The organism is Ensifer adhaerens (assembly GCF_013283195.1).
Taxonomy (GTDB): domain Bacteria; phylum Pseudomonadota; class Alphaproteobacteria; order Rhizobiales; family Rhizobiaceae; genus Ensifer; species Ensifer adhaerens_G.
Genome location: NZ_JABEKT010000002.1, coordinates 14,311 through 32,918 on the forward strand (window position 1 = coordinate 14,311; position 18,608 = coordinate 32,918).

Consider the following 18,608-nt stretch of genomic DNA (forward strand, 5'->3'; position numbering starts at 1 on the left):
CATGGAGTGTACAAAGCAACGCCCAGGGATGGAAAAGCGAGAGCATGTTTCCGTTGAGCGCGACGTAACTCTCTGGACCGGTGCATGAAGCAAACCTTGGCCGACGTCGTTGAGATAGATTTGCATAAGCAGCCGCACAGGCCGCTGCCGGCGGAGCTACGCTCACTTTATCGCCAGGAAGGCGAAACGGCGCGCCGGGAAGCGACGAGAAAAGGCCTGTGGATCGCCGTCGCGGTCTATCTCCTGTTTTCGATTACCGACTTTCTGCTCATCTCCGACGTCGCTCACTACACGATCGCGTCGCGCTTCGTGGTCGGCGCGGTCGCTCTTGCCGTTCTGGAGATCCAGATCCACTTCAGCGTCAAGACGGACTGGTTGGACAGGACGTGCTCGGGCGCGCTTGTGTTTGGCTATCTCGGCTGGCTGATACCGGCAATGATGACGGCGCACACGCAGAACATGTCCTACTACATGATCTTCGGCGCAATCTTCATGATGGGCGCGAACCTGTTCTTCATCTTCCAGTTCCGTCTGTCGGTAATCTCGTCGGGCATTATTCTGGGCGCGTTCTTTCTCGACCTCATCTACTTCTCGCCCCAGAACCCCTATTACCAGCTCGCCTTCGGCACCTTCTATGTCTCCTGTTTCGTGTTCACCTCATACGTCAACTGGAAGCTCAACCGCGAACGCTACAAGGTCTTCCTCAACGCGTTCGAGGCAAAGGTCCAGCAGCGGGAGGCGACCGAGCGCGGGAAGGCACTGCTCAGACTCTCCAACACCGACTCGCTGACCGGGCTCGACAATCGCCGGGCGGTCGATCAGAAGCTGCGCGAATACTGGAGCGACTGGCAGAAGTTCGGTGACAGTTTCGCCGCGATCCTGATCGACGTCGATTTCTTCAAAAAATACAATGACTGCTACGGCCATCAGGAAGGCGACCGCTGCCTCATTCTCGTGGCCAACACACTGAAAGACTCGATCGGGCAGTTCGATGCATCCATCGGTCGTTACGGCGGCGAGGAATTCATCATCCTTGCGCGCGTCGAGACCCGCGAAGAGGCCGCCGATCTCGCCGATGCCATCTGCCGCACGGTGCAGAGCCTGGCGTTGGTGCATGGGCAACGCCGGGACGGCACGTCCATAGTCACGGTGAGCGTCGGTGCCGCATTCACCAGGCATCAGACGGGCTCAAAGCTCGAACGGATCATCCACGAGGCCGACAGGGCGCTTTACGCCGCCAAGGCAAGCGGCCGCAACTGCGCCAAGGTCTTTGACCCGAACGACCCTCAAACCAGCGACGAGAGCGAGAACATTGCCGCGCTCTTGAAGATCGCAACCAATGAAGACCTGGTCTCCCTCGTCTACCAGCCGATCAGGAATGTCGCGACCGGCCGCATCGAAGCTGTCGAAGCGCTAATGCGGCTGAGGATGCTGGATGGGGCTGCGGTTCCCCCAAGCCTTTTCATCCCCATTGCAGAACGCACCGGTGCCATCATCGATCTCGGGCGCTGGGCGATCCGCACCGTGTGCCGCGAGCTTCTGGCGCACGACCACGTGCCTGTCGTCAGTGTCAATGTCTCGCCGATCCAGCTGAAAACGCCGGGTTTCGCAACATCCGTTGCCGCCATCCTTGGTGAAACGGGCGTTGCCGGCGGCCGGCTCGCCTTCGAAATCACCGAAGGTCTCGAGATGGAGATGCACTCGGACGTGTTGCGCTGCATCAGCGATCTCGAGACGCTCGGCATCCGCATCTGGCTCGACGATTTCGGTACCGGCTTTGCCGGTCTGTCCTGGCTCCGGCTGATCGATTTCGATACCGTCAAGATCGACCGTTCGTTCCTGCACGATTGCAGCACGCCAAAGGGCAAGGCGATGCTGAAGGATATCATCGGGTTGGTCAGGAATCGCGGCCACAAGATCCTGGTGGAAGGTGTCGAAACCGAGGAGCAAATGGCGCTGATGCGGGAATTCCGCATCGACCATGTCCAGGGCTTCCACGTCGGCCGGCCTGTGCCCGCGGAAAGCTATCGCCTGACAGCTGATCTCGAGCAGCGCCCGGCCGGCCTCGTAAGGCCAGCCTAGAGGCTCATATCCGCCTTCGATGATCTCACATGAAAGCGGGATCCTGCAGACGGCCACCATTTTTCGAATTCGTTCGCTGCTTTTTTGAATGCCGCACATCTTTGCGACGTATATTTCCGAAACGTCTGGACGCGTCAGCCTTGGCGAACGAAACCCACGGACCGTTCACGTCTCCTGCATCGCCCGGCCCAGCCGAAGCAGTGTTGGCCGAGGCAGTGCTGAACGTCAGCGGCTCACGTCAAGAGACGTGGCAACCCGCTCAACACACTGGCACGTTCAGTGTAAACCTGGTTTCTTCCGACGTTGAGGAAACACTGATCCGACCGCCATGAGCTTGAGCAATCTCGGCTGCGATGTAGAGCCCCAGGCCGAGGCCTTGCAACTTGCCCTTTCCTTCGCGCCGCTTGAACGGCTGGAAGAGCCGAGGCAGATCTGCCTCTGCTATCGGTTCCCCCGTATTGGCGATCCAAAGCTCGAGCGTGCCGCCGCGTCGCGCGGCACCGATGCGGATCGGTTTGTCCGCGGCGCCATGCGTCAAGGCGTTGCCGAGCAGATTGGAAAAGAGCTGACCAATGCGCTGGTGATCCAGCGTGATCGGTTCATCAAGCGCAAGATCGGCTTCGATCTGCCTGTCCGGATAGATGCTCCGGTGCTCGGCCACGATCTGCATGAGCACGGGGGTGAGAGGCCGACTGGATCGGTTGAGCCCTATGCCGCCGCCAAGCCTGCCGCGGGCGAAATCCATCACATTGTCGATGAGGTTTGCCATTCGATCGACACTCTGCTGCATCAGCGAGATCACGGCGCTGGACTTCGGCGCATGCTCCTCACGTGCCAGGATGCGCGTGCCGGCCGAGATCGATGCAAGCGGATTGCGCAGATCGTGACCAAGGATTGCAATGAATTGATCCCTGAGTTCCGAGGTCTCGATTTCGCGATCGAGCTTCAGTTTTGCATCAGCGATATCGGCCCGAGCATCCAGATGCCGGGCGATCAGGTCGGCGAACAGCCGGAACATGCCCACCGTCACAGAGCCGCTGAGCTTGGCCGGGTTTGGGTCGATGGCGCAGAGCGTGCCGAAGAACACATTGCCGCGCAGATAGATCGGCACCGAGATGTAGCTCTTGAAGCCATATTGCAGCGGCGTGTGGTGGTTCGCATACGCTTCGCTGGCATCGACGTCGTCGATGACCACAAGCTCGCCACTCTGGCGGATTTCGTGACAGATGGTGGTCTCGACCTGCAATTCGCCGCCGGTACCGAGCCCGAAATCGATGAGATCAAGCGTCTGGCAGGCGACCCAACGCTCCTGCGTGACCCGGGCAATAGCGACAAACCCCATCCCCGTCGATTGCTGAATCACGTCAAGAATCGTCGGGACGACCGAGATGCTGGCAACGGCATCCAGGTCTGCTTGAAAATCATGCGCCAATGCCTGATGTCTCCCGAGGTCGCTTTTCAATCTTCTGTATAGGCGATTGATCGGGTTTCTGAAACAGACATGCCGCCGCCTCAGCGCATGTGTGGCTCATCCCCCATCTTTATCGCGCCGTGCTTAGAAGGCCTGCATAGACCGCGGCGACGTCGACCAATAGTTTGGGCGATGCCATCGGCGCGTTGTTCTCCCCTCGCAGGCGACCGTGATCAGAAAAGCGATTGCTGCGCAGGCTCAGGCGGACCGAGATGCACGCCTTCGAGTTCCAGCATGCGGATCTTCGATGTCGAACCGCCCGGAGCCGAAAAGCCGCCAACCTTGCCGCCGGCGGCCAACACCCGGTGGCAGGGAATGATCAGCGCCACCGGGTTCTTCGCCATCGCCTGGCCGACGTCGCGGGCAGCTTCGGGGCCGACGCCAAGCTCCTTTGCCAGGGCGCCATAGGTGGTGGTCTGCCCCCAACCGAGCCTGCGTGCGGCGGCATAGATCCGCTGGAAGAACGGATCCTGGCCTTCGAGGTCGAGCTTGATGTCGGTGAAATCGACCTCTTCGCCGCTGAAGTAGCGTCGAACCGCGGCAACTGCGTCGGCGACGTCGCGCGTCGGCGTACCCGGCTCGCCGGCAACGAGCCGGCGCAGCAGCAACCGTTCGGTCTCTTCAGCCTTTTTGGTCGGCAACTGGAAACGGGTGACGCCGACGGCGTTCCAGGCGATGCCGCAGAATCCGGCGTCGGTTTCGAAAACAAGGTAGCTGTGAACAGTCTGCGCCATCGCACCGTCCTCACGTTTCATACCCAATGAAAATCGTGCGGACGGCCGGCGAATTCAACCCGATTCCTGCGCTCAAAGGCAATCACCAACAGGCATCAGACCAAACTGGCCGGCAGATCTGCGTCACCACGCTCAGATCGGGAGCAGCCCGACGCCGAAGCGGCAGCGGTCCTACTTTGCGTCGATCATCTTCGCCCAGCCTGCTGCGCGCTCGGCTGATTCGATCAGCACTGCCTTCGGCGCCTTGTACCATTCGTTCTCCGGCAGGCCGCGACGGTTGCGCACGAAGGCGATCGCCGCATCCAGCGTCGGGAACTCGGCCGGCAGGGTCAGGTGCAGAAACAGCGATACGACGATGACCGAACGCGACCGCCCTCCGCGGCAGTTGATCAGAATGTTGCCCATCTCGCGGCGCGGATAGGACGGTTTTTCCGGCAGCACCTGCTCCAGCGCGGCGCGCAGGATGTAGTGGGCTGCCAGCATCTGCGTGTCGGGATTGCCGCCGCCGTCGATCAGTCCGATCTTGTAGTAACGGATCTCGCCCGGGCCGTAGACGCTGCCCTCATGGTCCGACACCAACTGCGCCTGGCGGACGAAATTGAAATCGAGGTTGACGGCGCAGTTGACGACGGTGGTGATGCCGTTCTGCCTTAGGAGATCGAGGTCGCTCGTCCCTTCTTTGCCGGCAATATAGATATCGACGCCATAAAGCGGGTGTTGTTCATAGACGAGGCTGAGTTTGGCAAGTTCGGCCGACGCCTGTGGCATCGTCTCGGTCTCCTGGATAATGTCCAACATATTCTCCTCGTGCCTTTTCAGCTTGCCGCCGCGGCAATGCGTTTGTCCGAGATCGCCCGCGCGACGCGCTGCAATGTCGGATAATTTGCGCCGGCGCCTGTGGCGATATAGCCGGGACACATGAAGTCGGGCGCATCCGCCGGCACCTTGCCGAGCGTCAGCGGCTCGTAACGGCCGCCGGCATTCTTCAAAATCAACGTCGCCGCCGCCACATCCCAGGAATTGACGCCGAAGCCGGTCGCCGCATCCGCCCAGCCCGCCGCCACATGGGCGATGCTGAGGGCGGCACTGCCCGGCCGCCGAAGTGTTGAAAATGTCTCCACGAACTCCCCGAGATTGGTGAGCGCGGCCTCACGGCCATCGAGGCGGAAATCGCGCGACACGGGATAGCCGGTAATCAGCGTTGCCCGGTTCTCGTCATCGACCGCTTGCGAGGAGATAACCGCTCCATTGAGATAGGCGTGCTCGAGATCGGCGGAAAACATCAAGTCGGCGACCGGATCATAAACGACGCCGGCAACGACCTCCCCCTGTTCGACGGCGGCGATCGACACGCACCAGAACGCCAGTCCGCTGGCGAAGTTCGAGGTGCCGTCGATGGGGTCGACATACCACTGGATATCGCCGTCGCCCACTTGTCCGCCCTCTTCGCCAAGCATGGCCGAATTCGGCTCCTGCGCAAAAATGAAATCGCGAATGGTGGCTTCGGCGCGCTTGTCATGAATGGTGACGACATCATGCAGGTCGCGCTTGTAGTCGACCACCATATCGGAGCGGAAGGCTTTCAGCAGTGGATCGCGCACTTCGTCCGCGGCCCCGCGGGCAATCGCGACAAGACGCCTCGACCGCTCCAGCCGTTGTTCGGGGCCTGCCGTCGGCAAGGTCGCTGCGGAGAGACGCTTTTCCATGTCGTTCTGATCCATTCCTTATCGAGAAAGGCCGGCGCGCCACCCGATGGCGCGCCGGCATTGTTTCACTTGCTGTAGTTCACACGCCAGAAATCCTGCCACTCCTCGCGCCGGTCGAAGTCCTCAAGACCGGTCGAAGAATTGTAGCCGAACAGGCGATCGGCGACCGTCATCAGTCCCGAGGGCTCGTCAGCCGGCATCTTGATGTCTGTGTTGGTCGGCAGCTTGCCGTCCTTCATCTGCGGTGCGATGCCTTCTTCCGTCAGGATGTAGTGGATGAAGAGCTTTGCCGCATTCGGGCTCTGCGTCTTCGTCGCGATCAGGCCGAGCTTGACGTAGGTCCAGCCGACCCAGGGATTGAGATCCTTGCAGATACCGAGCTTGTAGCCCTTGCCTTCGTTGTCGCGGAATTTTGCCGACGAGAGCAGGCCGAAGAAGGGCTCCTTCTGTCCAGCCGCCCCGACCGCTTCCGCCACCGGGTCGTCACCGTCCGTGACCAGAGGCGCGTTCTGCGCCAGCGCCTTGATCCAGGCGGCCGACGCACTCTTCTCCTCGGTTGCCAGGTCCTTGCCGAAATAGGTCTTGTAGGCGCCGGCGACCTTGTCGTCGGCGTGTTTCTCCATCTGGTTGAACCAGTCGGTATAGGTGCCCTTGGTCAAGGGGTCGACGAGCGCAACCTTGCCCTTCCACTTCGGCTCCGTCAGCTCCCAGATATTGGCCACCGGGCATTTGTCGTAGGCTTCGGTGTTGTAGGCCCAGACGTTGGCGTTGGTCGAAATCGCCAGCGGGTTCTGGAACTCCGCCGGGATTTTCGCGACCATGTCGGCCGGCAGGTAGCTCTCGACGAATTCCTGCGGCAGGAGCTGCGCGAGTGCTGCCGGCGCGTCGGTGATCAGCGCGACATCGCCCTGCACGTTGCCCGCCTGGCTTTCCCGGATGATCATTTCCAACTGGCTGTTCGCCGACACTTTGACGCCGGTCGCCTTGACACCGTACTTGGCGGTAAAACCCTCGGCCATTTCGACGATCTTGCCGGTGCTGTCATAGACGTTGATCGGCTTTTCCGTCTTGGCCGCGGCGATCAGCGCATCCAGATCGAGGCCGTCAGCCGCATGGACCTGTGCCGAAAGCAGGCCGGCTGCCAACGCCGCCGCCGTCATCGTCATGCCACGCACTCTGTTCTTTTCTGTCGTCATCGCTTCCCCTCCCAAGGAAACAGCGCTCGGTGATCGGCACCGCCCGTCACGTCATTTTCGGTGGTTTATTCTCCAGAGGTCCTGCCAGGCCTCGCGCTTGTCGAGGTCGTCGCCGGCCGTTGCGGCATCGAAGGCCATCAATTGATCGAGATACTTCGCGACGCCCGAGGGTTCATCGGCCGGCAGGCCGATCGTCGAGTTGCCCGAAATCTTCCCGTCTTCGGTCTGAGGCGCGATGCCCTCTTCCGTCATCAGGTAACGGACAAACAGTTTGGCGGCATTGGGGCTCTTGGTTTGGCCCGCGATCAGGCCGAAGCCCGGATAGAGGAATCCGGAAAACGGCTCGACACCGGCGCAGATGCCGAGCTTCAGGCCCTTCGTCAGGTTGTCGCGATACTTCGCCGTCGAGGTGATGACGAAGAACGGCTCGGCCTGCCCCGGCGCGCCGGCGGCATTGGCGACCGTCGTGGAATCCGCCAGCAGCGGGCCATTTTCGGCAAAGGCCTTGACCCAGGCAGCCGTCGCGCTTTCGCCGTTCGTCTCCAGCTTCTTGCCGTAAAGGCTTTGGTAGGCGCGGGCGACATCGGCGTCGCGGTGCGTCTCTATCTGATTGAACCAGTCGGCATAGAGCGGCTTGTCGAAGAGATCGAGCATCGCCAGCTTTCCACGCCATTGCGGCTCGGTCAGCTGCCAGATGTTGGTCACAGGGCACTTGTCGTATTTCTCGGTGTTGTAGGTGAAGACGTGAGGGTCCGAGACAACAACAAGAGGATTGCGTTGCGCTTCAGGAATATCCTTGGCGAGATCCGGGGGCGTCCAGCTGGTGGCAATGCCTTCCGGCAGCAACTGTCCGATTGCCGATGCCACGTCGGTTGCCACGCTGACGTCGCCGAGGATGTTGCCGGCCTGGTGTTCGCGGATCATCAACTCCACCTGCGTGGCTTCGTTGACCTTCTTGCCTGTCGCCTCAACGCCGTATTTTTCCGAGAACTCCTTGGCCGTGTCGACGATCTTGCCGGTGACCGCATAGACGGTGATCGGCGGCTCCTTCTTTGCCGCCTCGATCAGGGCGTCGAGGTTGAAGGCTTCTTCAGCCTTCGCCGGCCCACAGGTCAGTGTCATGGCAGCAAGGCTACCTGCGACCGCCCAGGCTAATGGGCGGTCGCGCAACGCGCTGCGTTTCATTTCTGTCATGTCGTCACTCTCCCGGCTGAGCCATCACTTCTGGTAGTTAACCCGCCAGAAATCCTGCCAGGTTTCGCGCGCATCCCAATCGTCGAGGCTCGTATCCATCTGATAGGGCAGAACCTGATCGAGAACCTTGCCGATGCCAGAGGGTTCGTCGGCCGGAAGTGCGACGTCGCTGTTGGTCGACATCTTGCCGTCGGCCGCCTGCGGCGCGATGCCTTCCTCGGTCATGACGTAGTGGATGAAGAGTTTCGCCGCGTTCGGGCTGTTGGTGCCCTTGGTGATCAGTCCGACGCCCGGATACATCCAACCGAGCCAGGGCTTCAGGTCGGTGCAGAGCCCGAGCTTCATGCCCTTCTCGGCATTATCGCGAAATTTCGCCGAGCTCATCAGCCCCATGAACGGCTGTGACTGGCCCGGAGCACCGACGGCATCGGCTGCCGCGGCATCCGCATCCGTCAGAAGCGGCGCATTGGCGGCAAGCGCCTTCACCCAGGCTGCGGTCGCGCTGCCGTCGTCGAGTTCCAGTTCCTTGCCGTAGAGGGCTTTGTAGGCGGCTGCGACCTTGTCATCGCCATGTTTTGCCATCTGGTTGAACCAGTCGACATAGGACGCCTTGCCGAGCGGGTCCTGCATGGCGACCTTGCCCTTCCACTCAGGGCCGGTCAGCTGCCAGATGTTGGTGACCGGGCACTTGTCGTAAAGCTCGGTGTTGTAGGCCCAGACGTTGGCGCTGGTCACGACCGTCAGCGGGCTCTGGTACTGCTGCGGGATTTTCGAGACCATGTCCGGCGGCAGCCAGCTCTCGGCAAAGCCCTGCGGGATCAGCTGCGCCATCGCTGCCGGCGCATCGCTGATGATCGAAACGTCGCCCTGGATGTTGTTGGCGCGCGCCTCGCGGATGATCATTTCCAGCTGCGCCGTCGCCTTGACCTTGGAGCCTTCGGCTGCGACGCCGTACTTGGCCGAAAAGGCCTTGGCCATTTCGACGATCTTGCCGGTGCTGTCATAGACGGTGATCGGCGCTTCCTTCTTGGCCGCTTCGATCAGGGCATTCAGATCGAAGGCCTCCTCAGCCATCGCCTGCCCGGCCATGAGGCCGGCAAAGGCCGTCGTCCACAACAGGCAGCGCCTGGTATTGTCCGTTCTTCCATTCTTCCGAAAATGCATCGACTGCTCCTCCTCAGTAAGCGGTGTTCGTCTTTCGGTTGATGCGATCATTAATGTCGTCAGTTGAGCTTCGCGCTGCGCAGCAGCTTGTCTGCCTCGGCAATGCGCTGGCCGTCCTTGTCGAAGACGTGCAGAGCCTCCGGCGGCGCGAAAAACCGGACCTTTTCCCCGAGTTCGAGCCGCGGCAGCGCGTGCGTCGTCAGGAACAGCGTGTGGCTGTCGCTCTTCAGCTCCAGGATCCAGCTGCCGCCGGTCGGCAGGATACCGGTGACGACCATCTTGCCGCTGAAGTTGCCCTGCGGAACGTCTTCCTTCCTTGTCGCGTAGCTGAGCGCCTCCGGGCGGATGCCGACGGAGCCGATGCCGCGCAGGCTCGGGTAGCGGCTCGACAGGTAAGCTTCCGCCTCCTTGGCGACGTCTGAAGTACCCTTCTTGTCAAAGGACAGGATGTTGATCGGCGGGCTGCCGACGAATTCGGCGACGAAACGATTGGCCGGACGGTCATAGATGTCGTTCGGCGTGCCCATCTGCTGCAGCGTGCCTTCGTTCATCACGGCGATGGTCGTCGCCAGCGTCATCGCCTCCCACTGGTCGTGGGTGACGAAGACGATCGTCGTCTTGAATTCCTTGTGCAGGCGCTTCAGTTCGGCGCGCATCTCGAGCCGCAGCCGCGCGTCGAGGTTCGACAATGGTTCGTCGAGAAGCAGCACGCCCGGATTGACGGCAAGCATGCGGGCAAGGGCCACACGCTGCTGCTGGCCGCCCGAAAGCTGCGACGGGTAGCGGTCGCGGTACTTGGCGATGTCGAGCGCCTGCATGACCTTTTCGACCCGGGCCTCGCGCTCGGCCTTCGGCAGCTTGCGCAGCCGCAGGCCGAAGTCGGTGTTGCGCTCGATGGTCAGGTGCGGCCAGAGCGCGTAGCTCTGGAAGACTAGGCCCATTTCGCGCTTCTCCGGCGGCACGAAGACGCCTTCGAAGATGGAATCGACCACCCGGTCGCCAATGCGGATCTCGCCGCCCGACAGGTTTTCAAGGCCCGCGATCATGCGCAAGGTCGTCGTCTTGCCGCAGCCCGATGGGCCGAGCAGGCACATGAATTCTCCGTCGCGGATTTCCAGATCGAGGTTGGAGACGGCATTGGCGGAGTTGACGCCATAATTCTTCTGGGCGCCGCGCAGATTGATAGTGGGCATCAGCTTCCGAGTCCTTCTGCAAGATTGGTCTTGGTCAGCTTCTGGGCTGCCAGTGTTCCGAGATAGGCGATTGCCGCGATGATCAGCACGACCGCGTTTGCCGCCTGGGTGTAGTGGTAATCGACAAGCCGCAGCGAATAGGTCGTCAGGACATCAGTGCTGGGCACGGCGAGGATGACGAACAGGCTGAGGCCCTTGATGCCGGAGATGAACGGCAGCAGCACACCGGTGACGAGCGAGCCCTTCTGGATCGGGATGACGATCGACATCATCCGGCGGAACCAGCCGGCGCCGGCGATCTGGGCTGCCTCTTCCGGGTCCTTACCAAGCTGGGTCATGGCCGAGATCCCGGCCCGCGAGGCGTAGGGCATCTGGTCCGCCATCAGCGCCAGCACCAGGATGGTGACCGTGCCATAAAGCGCCGGCATCGGGCCTCTTGGAACCGCAAAGAGCGATAGGTAGGCGGCAGCAAAGGCAATGCCGGGCACCAGATAGGGCAGGAAGGTCACCTGACGCAGGTAGACCGACAGCGCCCGAACCGGGGTGCGGATGACGACATAGCCGACAAGCAGGCCGAGGATGCCGGACGCGATAGAGGCAAGGCCGACGATCATCAGCGTGTTCTTAGCCGCCGCCCAGAGATCAGGGCTCAGGAGTACGCCTGTCTGCAGCGCCACCGTGTGCAGGTCCTGCCCGATCCAGTAGTCGAGCGTGAAGTTGTCGAGCGTGAACTGTGCCGGCAGCTTCATGACCGTCGACAGGAACAGGGTGAGCAGCGGCAGTCCGACGCTCAGCATGAAGATGGTTGCGGCAAAACCCGTTGCGGGCAGCCTCAGTTTGCCGAGTCGGCTCTGCCGGTTCATCGAGCCCTTGGAGCCGATGGTGACGAAGCGGCGCGCTTCGCGCACCAGTCGGGCATCGATCATCAGGGTGATGATGCCGATCAGCATGATGGAGGCGGCAACGACACCGGCGACACCTGTCTGGCGTGAGGCGATGCTGCGGAAGAGCGAGGTGGAGAGCACCTCGAACTTGACCGGCAAGCCGAGCACATAGGGCACGCCGAACTCGCCCAGGCACTTTGCAAAAATCAGGATCATCGACGACATCAGCGCCGGCCGCATCAGCGGCAGGATGATCTGCATTGCCACCTGGTAGCGCTTGGCACCGAGGATGCGGGCAGAATCTTCGAGCTGGGAATCGAAGCGCCGCAGCGCCGAGCCGAACAGCAGGATGACGAAGGGGGTGTAATGCAGGGCAAGGATGATGGTGATCGGGAAGCGGCCATAGGCAACCCAGTCCGGCGGCGTCCACCCGAGCGCCTCGAACCAGCCCGGCTGGCCACCGACCGTGCGGTTCTTGAACAGGGTCGTCCAGGCGAGCGCGAAGGTCCAGGCGGGAAGCATGTAGGGCACGATCAGCGCGGTCGCGAACCAGCGCCGTCCGAACATGTCGGTGCGGCTGATCAGCCAGGCAAGAATTGTCCCGATCAACAGCGACAGCAGGATCGCGCCGACGGCAACCGACAGCGTGTTAAACAGAGGTCGCCAGAAGAGATCGACGGAGACCGGGGACGTGAATGTCCGGTCGAGATAATAGAGCGTCAGATCGCCGAAATCCTTGCCGAGCCGGCGCTCATGCCCGAACTGGACACGCACGGCATCGAGCACGATGGAGATGATCGGCACGACGATCAGATAGGTGAAGAGCAGCGCCGTCAGCACGCCGATTAATGTCGTCGGCTCCCGCGAGGCGACCTTCAACCGGTATCGCCAGACCTGCCAGGCCGAAGGCGCGGACGCCTCGCCGCCCGCTGTCGGCGACGCCTTCGCTGAATCACTTAGAAAAGCCATGCTCTGTCCCCTTGAGATCCCGCCTCGCAACACGATCCGGCTGTGCGCCGGGCGCCTCGCGGCCGAGCCAACATGCGAACGGGGAGATCAGGCAAAGTCGCACGGGCACCACCCCCGCCCCATGTCGGGCTGGGCAATCTGCCGCGAAAACGCGATGCGTCGTCATCGATCCAATCCTCCCTGTTCGCGACCGACCCCGTTCAAACGATCCTGTCCGGATCGGGTCCTATGGCCTCCAGCCACTCCTCAGAAGCTGTCGCCAACACCACGAACATAGGCGGAACGAAAATTCCATTTCAGAACCGCCTATGGAATGCATGATCCATTGAGAGGCTTCGCTTGTCAACAAAAAAATGCACACGTGCGCAATGATCTATATCATTGTTTTTATTGCATATTTTTTTGCTCTGTTACGACTTTCTTCGAACACGTGATCACTGCATCGCGACCATCAGCCGAGACGCCTCCAGCGGCATGCGGAACATTGAGGCAAACAGTCGGGTTTGCAGCGCGCGCGAGGCGTTCGGCGGCCAGCACCAACCAAGGCCAACGACACTTTTTCGTTGGAATGAAACGGCTTTTGTGGCCCAGATGACCCCGAACTGATTCTTGAGGAAAACCATGGCACGAGGGTTCGTTACGGCAGAGGAAGTCGCAAAGCGTGCGGGCGTATCGCGCTCGGCGGTCTCGCGAACCTTTACACCGGGTGCCAGCGTTTCCCAGGCAGTCCGGCGCAAGGTGCTGAAGGCTGCGCGCGAGCTCGGCTATCGAGTCAACCGGCTGGCTCAAGGATTGAACAACGACCGCTCCAACCTGATCGGCGTCGTCGGCACCAATCTCAGCGCGCCCTTCATTTCCAAACAACTCGATCTCTTGAGCATCGGCCTGCTCCGGCGCGGACTTCAGTGCCTGCTGTTGAATGCCGCCGATGCCCGCAAGGATATCGCACCGCTGATCGAACTGCTGTTCGAATTCCGTGCCCAGGCGATCGTCGTGCTGTCCGGCGAGCCTCCGTCCTCGATCGTCGACGAGTGCATTGCCAATGGTGTGCGGCTGATCCTGGTCAATCAGCGGCTTGACCGAACCGACACCAACATGGTGCTGAGCGACGATTCGCACGGCGCGGATCTTGCCGCGCTTCGGCTGATTGCCGCCAAATGCCAGAAGGTTGCGGTCGTCTCCAGCGCCAGCCAGACGCCCGCCCAGGTCCGCCGGGCAACGGCATTTACACAAAGGATGCAGACGGCCGGCGTCGAAGTGGTCGCCTGGTCGGACGGTCCGACCGGCTACGAAAGCGGCTATCAGGCCGGTTGCGAAATCTTGCGCGACAAGATGATCGACGGGGCATTCTGCGTTACCGACCTCCTGGCGCTCGGCTTCCTCGATGCCGCCCGCATTGAAATGCATCGACGCGTGCCTGAGGATGTCTCGGTCATCGGCTTTGACGATATTCCGCAAGCCGGCTGGAAGAGCTACGAGCTGACGACCATCGTCCAGTCCTTGTCGACCTTGACCGACAACGTGCTAACGGCGCTCGAAACCGACGAACCCGCGACCCGGCTACAGGTGGTGCCCGTCTCGATGATCGAGCGGAAGACGGTGCGCTAGAAGCATTTCCAGGAAAAGTTCAAAGCGATTTCCTGTCAGGAAACGTGGAGAAACAAAGGGATAGCGATCAACCGGCCCGGCGGATGCGGCTTTCGATCAGCAGGCCGCTGTCGTCGAGGATTGGGTGCGCAACCGATGCGATGTGGGCGTTGATGCGCTTGAGGTCGCGCAACATGTCGAGGTGCAGCGAACTGGTCTCGATGCTTTCCGCCCGGCCGTCGCGCAGGCGCTGCAGGTGCCGATCGGCCGATTGCCGCTCGAGCCGGCGCACATCTTCCTTCACTTCCACCAGCCGCCGCGCCAGGCCTGCATCACGCGTTGCAAACACCGTCTGTGCCATGCGCAGATTGTCGAGCGTAATCGCAAAGAGCCGCGTCAGTTCCTCATGGCCATCCTGCGAAAACGCCAAGCCGCGCGAAATCTTCTTTGCCAGTTCGGCCAGCAGACCCTTTTCGATGATGTCGCCGATATGCTCGAGATTGATGGCGTAGTCGACGACATCCATTGCCCGCCGCCGGTTGTCTTCTCCGATCTCCGCCTGGCCGAGGCGCGAGACATAGACCTTGATCTGATGCTGCAGCCGGTCCACCCGGCCCTCGAGCGTGCTGATGCCGGCCAGTTTCGAGGGGTCCGCATGTTGGAGCGCGTCGCTGGCCTGGACCAGCATGCTCTCGATCAGATCACCGACGGCGAGGACCTCGCGGCTGGCGCCGGCAAGGGCTGCGACCGGCGTCGAGAGCTTTTCCTCGTCGAGATAGCTCGGCACATCCGACATCCGCGCCGCGTCCGGCAACAACCGCGCTGTCAGTGCTGCGAGCGGTCGCGACAGTGGCCAGGCCAGCATCGCTAGCGCCAGATTGAAGATGAGATGGGCATCGACGGGCAGCTTGTCATGCGACAGCGGCAGGATGTCGAGAAATTGCGCGGAGTAGCCGGCAAGCGGCAAGGCGACGAGGCAGCCGATGGCGCGCACGATGAGATTGCCGATCGTCACGCGCCTGGCGCTGATCGGTGAGCGCAACGTCGCCAGAACCGGCGGCACGGCGCCGCCGAGATTGGCACCAAGTACCAGGACGATAATGAGCCCCGTGGAAATGCCGCCCGTTGCCGCAAGCGACAGGATGAGGACGACGACGGCAAGGCTCGAGGATGCCAAGACCGCCAGCATGGCCGAGAAGATGAGCGCGACAGGCCAGGCATTGTCGAGCATCGCGAGGAAGGCCGAAAGCGCCGCAGATGCGCGCAATGGTTCCGTTGCAAGACCGATCAGATGCAGCGACAACAGCATCAGCCCAATGCCGACCAGGGCAGCACCACCGCCCTTTCGCGCATTCGAGGTTCCGCGCGACAGGATAACGCCGACCAGAATGAGAAGTGGCGAGAGCCAGCCGATCCCGAGCGACACGATCCACGCCGTCATCGCAGTGCCGACATTGGCGCCCAGAAGCACGATCTGCGCCATACGCGGCGCCACGAGATTGCGTTCGGCGAAAGACGCGATCATCAGCGCCGTCGCGGTCGAACTCTGCAGCGCGACCGTTGCGAAAAGACCGGCGAGAAAAGAGCGCACGCCGTCGCGCGTCCCGGCGGCCAGTCCGGACTTCAGCCTGGCGCCGAAGGCGCGCTGCACGCCATTCTTGACCTCAGACAGCCCGAACAGCAGCAACGCCACGGCGCCGAAGAGATTGATGCTGACGATGGTCGATTCCATGAACGCACTCCAGTCGAACGATCTTTTCTGCCCGTCGCCGCGCCGGGCGTCGTTTCACTGCCTGCCGCGCCGCAACTCCTCGCGGAACAACTGCTGAAACGCGGCATACTTCTCGAAGCCCAGATCGCTGATCAGCCGCATGACCGTCGTGGTCGAGACGCCGGCACGCTCAGCCACTTCCCGTGCGCTGGCAAAGGCGATGTCATAGGGATGGGACAGGGCAAACTTGGCGACTTCGAGCCGCCCGCCCTTGAGCCGGCGGGCGCCAAGGCGAAACGCCTCCTTCAACTCCGGGACGCTTGCCGGCGGCTTCAGCCTCCAGCCGGGCAATTCAAGCGACTGTTCGTTCATGGGCAAACAACCTCCTTCGCGTCTCGCTGCAAGGTGATCTCGATCTGCCGCGCACCGTTTTCCGCCCGGTCGAGAAAGGCAGCAAACGCACCCAGGAAGATCGACAGGAAACCGGCGACAGAACCGTCCCACCCTGTTTCCGGCGCGCGGCCGAAGTTTATGGAAAGGGCGCGGTAAAGTCGCAGTTGCTCCTGCGGTATCGCAGGCAGCGCCAGGTGAGCCGCCTGGCGCAGGCAGTACCAATCGGCGATGACATCAATCATGCGGCAGGCGGCGATTTGTTCGCTCGACATTCCGCATGCATTTGCAAGCGCGTGCAAGGTATGCGCCGCCGCGTCAGCATCGAGAAACTCCGCGCAGATACCTGCAAGCGTGGCTTTCGAGACGCGGTTCACCACATCCTGCGGCCACTCCTTGGGGAAATAGCGGTGGTGAACCAATGCCAGCTTATGAGCCCTCAGGAAGGCGCCGTAATCCTCGGCGCCGAAAGCGAGGTCGTCCGCTTCCGCGAGCTGCTCCGTCTCGCGGCGATAGGCCGGCGCAAGACGCGGATCCAGAGCCGCTGCCTGCAGCTCGACGGTATCAACAACGATGCCGTCGTTCACAGGCTGAATGATCTTGAAGGCCGGCGGATAGGCGACCAGCGAAGGCACCGCCACATTGGTGATCTGACGCGCGGCAGGCCCGCGCCGCGTTACGCCCTCGACATGAAGATGACCGCTGAAATGCACGGCGAGCCCGGCGCCAAGCAGGGCATCGGCGACAGCCTCGCGCGGCGTGCGCCGGGCGACATTGGTTTCCCCGAAAAGAACGCGCTCGGCCCCGGTCGCGCCGTCGAACGGATCAAGCGCCGGATAGTGCGAAAAGGCGAGCACGGTCTTGCCCAGCACCTCTGCCCGCGCACAGACATCGGCTATCCACGAGACGATGAAGGGTTTCAGACGCAGCATGGCGTTCCAGCCGGCAGCGGTGCTGTCGACGAAAGCGGCCTCCTGGCCGCCTTCAAACGTGCCATCCCGTGGCTCGAACACATTGGCGTCAATCATCAACAACCAGATGCCCGGCTCCGGCTCGACCAGATAGGAGGCGTCCATCAACGCATAGCGGTTGCTTCCATCCGGCGAAGCCACCTCGTAACGCCGGCTTTCAACGTCGTCGGCAAGACCGAACGGCGTTTCCCAATGCAGGTAGTCCGGCTTGCGAAAATAGCCGTAGGCAGCCATCGGTCCGAGACCGGACGGGTAGCCCTCGCAATACATGCGCTGAGTCACGACGGCGCCCTCGGCCGTCGATGCCGGATCACTCGTCACCCAGACGCCGGCACCGTCCTGATCCAGGAATTCCTTGGTGTGGTTGCGCCCCGTCGGGCCGAAAATGTCGTGGTTGCCCGGAAGGGCATAGAAGGCGGTGCCATGCTCGCTCGCATGCCGATCGAGGATGCGGCGCAGGCTCGCCGTCGTCTGCCGCTGGCCGTCGTCGGTGTAATCCCCGAGCAGCACGACATGTCGAATGCCACGCTCGCGCACCGCGTCCAGCGCCACCGAAAGCGCCCTGGCGCTCTCGTTGAAAACACGGGTCGACTGCCGCGTTTCCGCCCAGCTGCGAACCATCATCCGCTGGCCGTCGACGGTCATGCCGGGGAAATCGAAGTCGCCTTCAAGGTCGTGGAAATGCGCGTCGGCGATAACGGCGATGCTCGGCTCGCTGCGTTTCAACATCAGTCCTGCCCGGATGTCTTGCCGGCGATCATGTCGATCCATTCAGACGCACGGCGTGCCGCGTTGTAGAGCATCGGCTTGGGGGTCTCGAACCATTCGTCGGGACGCAATTCGCGATGTTCGCGGATATGGGCGACGGCGGCGTCGAGCGTCGGGAACAGTTCCGGCTGCTGCTTGTGCAGGAACAGCGCCACGAGCGAGACCGACCGGCTGCGTCCGCCACGGCAATTGACCAGCACATTGCCGCCATCCGCAAAGGGATAGGTTTCACGCTTCGGCATCGCCTGACGCAAGGCGCCATCCAGGATGTAGTAGGCGCCGAGCATCATGGTATCAGGGCTGCCTTCTCCGTCGATCAGGCCAAGCTTGTAGTAGCGAATGTCGGCATAGCCGCTGGGCCGCAGATCGCCGCCACCGTCAACGTCGGCCTCACGCACCCAATTGATATCGAGATTAATCGCGCAGTTGACGACCACAGAGATGCCGTGCCGCTTGAGCAGATCAAGATCGCGTGCGCCATCGCTGCCGCCGATATAGAGGTCTGATTTGTGCGGACCCAGGCCCTTGGCGATCAGGCTGATTGCCGGTCGCGCGTAAACAGGTGCATCCATGCCGTATCCTTTCGAG

At 61.8% G+C, this 18,608-nt stretch carries 16 protein-coding genes; 2 read left to right on the top strand and 14 right to left on the bottom strand.

Annotation, left to right across the window (positions count from 1 at the left end; translation table 11 throughout):
* Positions 1-84: 84 nt before the first annotated feature.
* A complete protein-coding gene (locus LPJGGPFB_RS16650) occupies positions 85-2,082 on the top strand; it encodes a putative bifunctional diguanylate cyclase/phosphodiesterase (RefSeq protein ID WP_173421088.1) in 1,998 nt (665 codons plus the stop codon).
* Positions 2,083-2,341: 259 nt separating this feature from the next.
* Here LPJGGPFB_RS16650 and LPJGGPFB_RS16655 read toward each other — a convergent pair whose 3' ends face one another.
* From LPJGGPFB_RS16655 to LPJGGPFB_RS16700, 10 genes are all read right to left on the bottom strand, one after another.
* Positions 2,342-3,514 (bottom strand): GAF domain-containing sensor histidine kinase, encoded by a 1,173-nt coding sequence (locus tag LPJGGPFB_RS16655; RefSeq protein ID WP_173421089.1) that lies wholly within the window; start codon positions 3,512-3,514, stop codon positions 2,342-2,344.
* 212 nt (positions 3,515-3,726) lie between these two features.
* Positions 3,727-4,287: a methylated-DNA--[protein]-cysteine S-methyltransferase gene (locus LPJGGPFB_RS16660; RefSeq protein WP_173421090.1), complete on the bottom strand. Its 561-nt coding sequence runs from the start codon at positions 4,285-4,287 to the stop codon at positions 3,727-3,729.
* 171 nt (positions 4,288-4,458) lie between these two features.
* Positions 4,459-5,085, bottom strand: a complete 627-nt coding sequence (locus tag LPJGGPFB_RS16665) for a dual specificity protein phosphatase family protein (protein WP_173421091.1) — start codon at positions 5,083-5,085, stop codon at positions 4,459-4,461.
* Between the two features lie 17 nt (positions 5,086-5,102).
* Entirely contained in the window at positions 5,103-5,993 is an 891-nt protein-coding gene (locus tag LPJGGPFB_RS16670; protein WP_173422194.1) for an inositol monophosphatase family protein, read from the bottom strand.
* Positions 5,994-6,058: 65 nt separating this feature from the next.
* Positions 6,059-7,153, bottom strand: coding sequence for an ABC transporter substrate-binding protein (locus LPJGGPFB_RS16675; RefSeq protein WP_173422193.1), 1,095 nt, complete (start codon positions 7,151-7,153; stop codon positions 6,059-6,061).
* A gap of 87 nt (positions 7,154-7,240) precedes the next feature.
* On the bottom strand, positions 7,241-8,374 hold the full coding sequence (locus LPJGGPFB_RS16680) for an ABC transporter substrate-binding protein (protein ID WP_427858284.1): 1,134 nt from the start codon (positions 8,372-8,374) through the stop codon (positions 7,241-7,243).
* A gap of 33 nt (positions 8,375-8,407) precedes the next feature.
* Positions 8,408-9,472 (bottom strand): ABC transporter substrate-binding protein, encoded by a 1,065-nt coding sequence (locus tag LPJGGPFB_RS16685; protein WP_173422195.1) that lies wholly within the window; start codon positions 9,470-9,472, stop codon positions 8,408-8,410.
* Between the two features lie 134 nt (positions 9,473-9,606).
* Positions 9,607-10,740: an ABC transporter ATP-binding protein gene (locus tag LPJGGPFB_RS16690; RefSeq protein WP_173421093.1), complete on the bottom strand. Its 1,134-nt coding sequence runs from the start codon at positions 10,738-10,740 to the stop codon at positions 9,607-9,609.
* The gene (locus LPJGGPFB_RS16695; protein ID WP_173421094.1) at positions 10,740-12,593 is read right to left on the bottom strand and encodes an ABC transporter permease; all 1,854 of its coding nucleotides are present in this window, start codon (positions 12,591-12,593) and stop codon (positions 10,740-10,742) included. Before LPJGGPFB_RS16695 ends, LPJGGPFB_RS16690 begins: the two co-directional genes overlap by 1 nt.
* Positions 12,594-13,027: 434 nt before the next feature.
* A complete protein-coding gene (locus tag LPJGGPFB_RS16700) occupies positions 13,028-13,216 on the bottom strand; it encodes a hypothetical protein (protein WP_173421095.1) in 189 nt (62 codons plus the stop codon).
* Here LPJGGPFB_RS16700 and LPJGGPFB_RS16705 point away from each other — a divergent pair.
* On the top strand, positions 13,215-14,201 hold the full coding sequence (locus tag LPJGGPFB_RS16705; protein ID WP_173421096.1) for a LacI family DNA-binding transcriptional regulator: 987 nt from the start codon (positions 13,215-13,217) through the stop codon (positions 14,199-14,201). The two genes, LPJGGPFB_RS16700 and LPJGGPFB_RS16705, sit on opposite strands and share 2 nt — an antisense overlap.
* Positions 14,202-14,268: 67 nt before the next feature.
* Here the strand turns inward: LPJGGPFB_RS16705 and LPJGGPFB_RS16710 are convergent, their stop codons facing one another.
* Genes LPJGGPFB_RS16710 through LPJGGPFB_RS16725 form a run of 4 tightly spaced genes read right to left on the bottom strand, consistent with a single transcriptional unit; the run spans position 14,269 to position 18,592 of the window.
* Positions 14,269-15,912: a Na/Pi cotransporter family protein gene (locus LPJGGPFB_RS16710; RefSeq protein WP_173421097.1), complete on the bottom strand. Its 1,644-nt coding sequence runs from the start codon at positions 15,910-15,912 to the stop codon at positions 14,269-14,271.
* A gap of 54 nt (positions 15,913-15,966) precedes the next feature.
* Entirely contained in the window at positions 15,967-16,263 is a 297-nt protein-coding gene (locus LPJGGPFB_RS16715) for a MurR/RpiR family transcriptional regulator (protein ID WP_173421098.1), read from the bottom strand.
* Positions 16,260-17,981: a metallophosphoesterase family protein gene (locus LPJGGPFB_RS16720; RefSeq protein WP_173421099.1), complete on the bottom strand. Its 1,722-nt coding sequence runs from the start codon at positions 17,979-17,981 to the stop codon at positions 16,260-16,262. Before LPJGGPFB_RS16720 ends, LPJGGPFB_RS16715 begins: the two co-directional genes overlap by 4 nt.
* Positions 17,981-18,592 (bottom strand): dual specificity protein phosphatase family protein, encoded by a 612-nt coding sequence (locus LPJGGPFB_RS16725; RefSeq protein WP_173421100.1) that lies wholly within the window; start codon positions 18,590-18,592, stop codon positions 17,981-17,983. Before LPJGGPFB_RS16725 ends, LPJGGPFB_RS16720 begins: the two co-directional genes overlap by 1 nt.
* Positions 18,593-18,608: the final 16 nt, after the last annotated feature.

Excerpts from the sequence above, each read along its gene's own strand:
- LPJGGPFB_RS16705 (WP_173421096.1), top strand. The coding sequence starts at position 13,215 with ATGGCACGAGGGTTCGTTACGGCAGAGGAAGTCGCAAAGCGTGCGGGC.
- LPJGGPFB_RS16690 (WP_173421093.1), bottom strand. The coding sequence starts at position 10,740 with ATGCCCACTATCAATCTGCGCGGCGCCCAGAAGAATTATGGCGTCAAC.
- LPJGGPFB_RS16695 (WP_173421094.1), bottom strand. The coding sequence starts at position 12,593 with ATGGCTTTTCTAAGTGATTCAGCGAAGGCGTCGCCGACAGCGGGCGGC.
- LPJGGPFB_RS16665 (WP_173421091.1), bottom strand. The coding sequence starts at position 5,085 with ATGTTGGACATTATCCAGGAGACCGAGACGATGCCACAGGCGTCGGCC.
- LPJGGPFB_RS16710 (WP_173421097.1), bottom strand. The coding sequence starts at position 15,912 with ATGGAATCGACCATCGTCAGCATCAATCTCTTCGGCGCCGTGGCGTTG.
- LPJGGPFB_RS16720 (WP_173421099.1), bottom strand. The coding sequence starts at position 17,981 with ATGTTGAAACGCAGCGAGCCGAGCATCGCCGTTATCGCCGACGCGCAT.
- LPJGGPFB_RS16675 (WP_173422193.1), bottom strand. The coding sequence starts at position 7,153 with ATGACGGCGGCGGCGTTGGCAGCCGGCCTGCTTTCGGCACAGGTCCAT.
- LPJGGPFB_RS16700 (WP_173421095.1), bottom strand. The coding sequence starts at position 13,216 with ATGGTTTTCCTCAAGAATCAGTTCGGGGTCATCTGGGCCACAAAAGCC.
- LPJGGPFB_RS16680 (WP_427858284.1), bottom strand. The coding sequence starts at position 8,374 with ATGAAACGCAGCGCGTTGCGCGACCGCCCATTAGCCTGGGCGGTCGCA.
- LPJGGPFB_RS16660 (WP_173421090.1), bottom strand. The coding sequence starts at position 4,287 with ATGGCGCAGACTGTTCACAGCTACCTTGTTTTCGAAACCGACGCCGGA.
- LPJGGPFB_RS16715 (WP_173421098.1), bottom strand. The coding sequence starts at position 16,263 with ATGAACGAACAGTCGCTTGAATTGCCCGGCTGGAGGCTGAAGCCGCCG.
- LPJGGPFB_RS16670 (WP_173422194.1), bottom strand. The coding sequence starts at position 5,993 with ATGGAAAAGCGTCTCTCCGCAGCGACCTTGCCGACGGCAGGCCCCGAA.
- LPJGGPFB_RS16685 (WP_173422195.1), bottom strand. The coding sequence starts at position 9,472 with ATGGCCGGGCAGGCGATGGCTGAGGAGGCCTTCGATCTGAATGCCCTG.
- LPJGGPFB_RS16650 (WP_173421088.1), top strand. The coding sequence starts at position 85 with ATGAAGCAAACCTTGGCCGACGTCGTTGAGATAGATTTGCATAAGCAG.
- LPJGGPFB_RS16725 (WP_173421100.1), bottom strand. The coding sequence starts at position 18,592 with ATGGATGCACCTGTTTACGCGCGACCGGCAATCAGCCTGATCGCCAAG.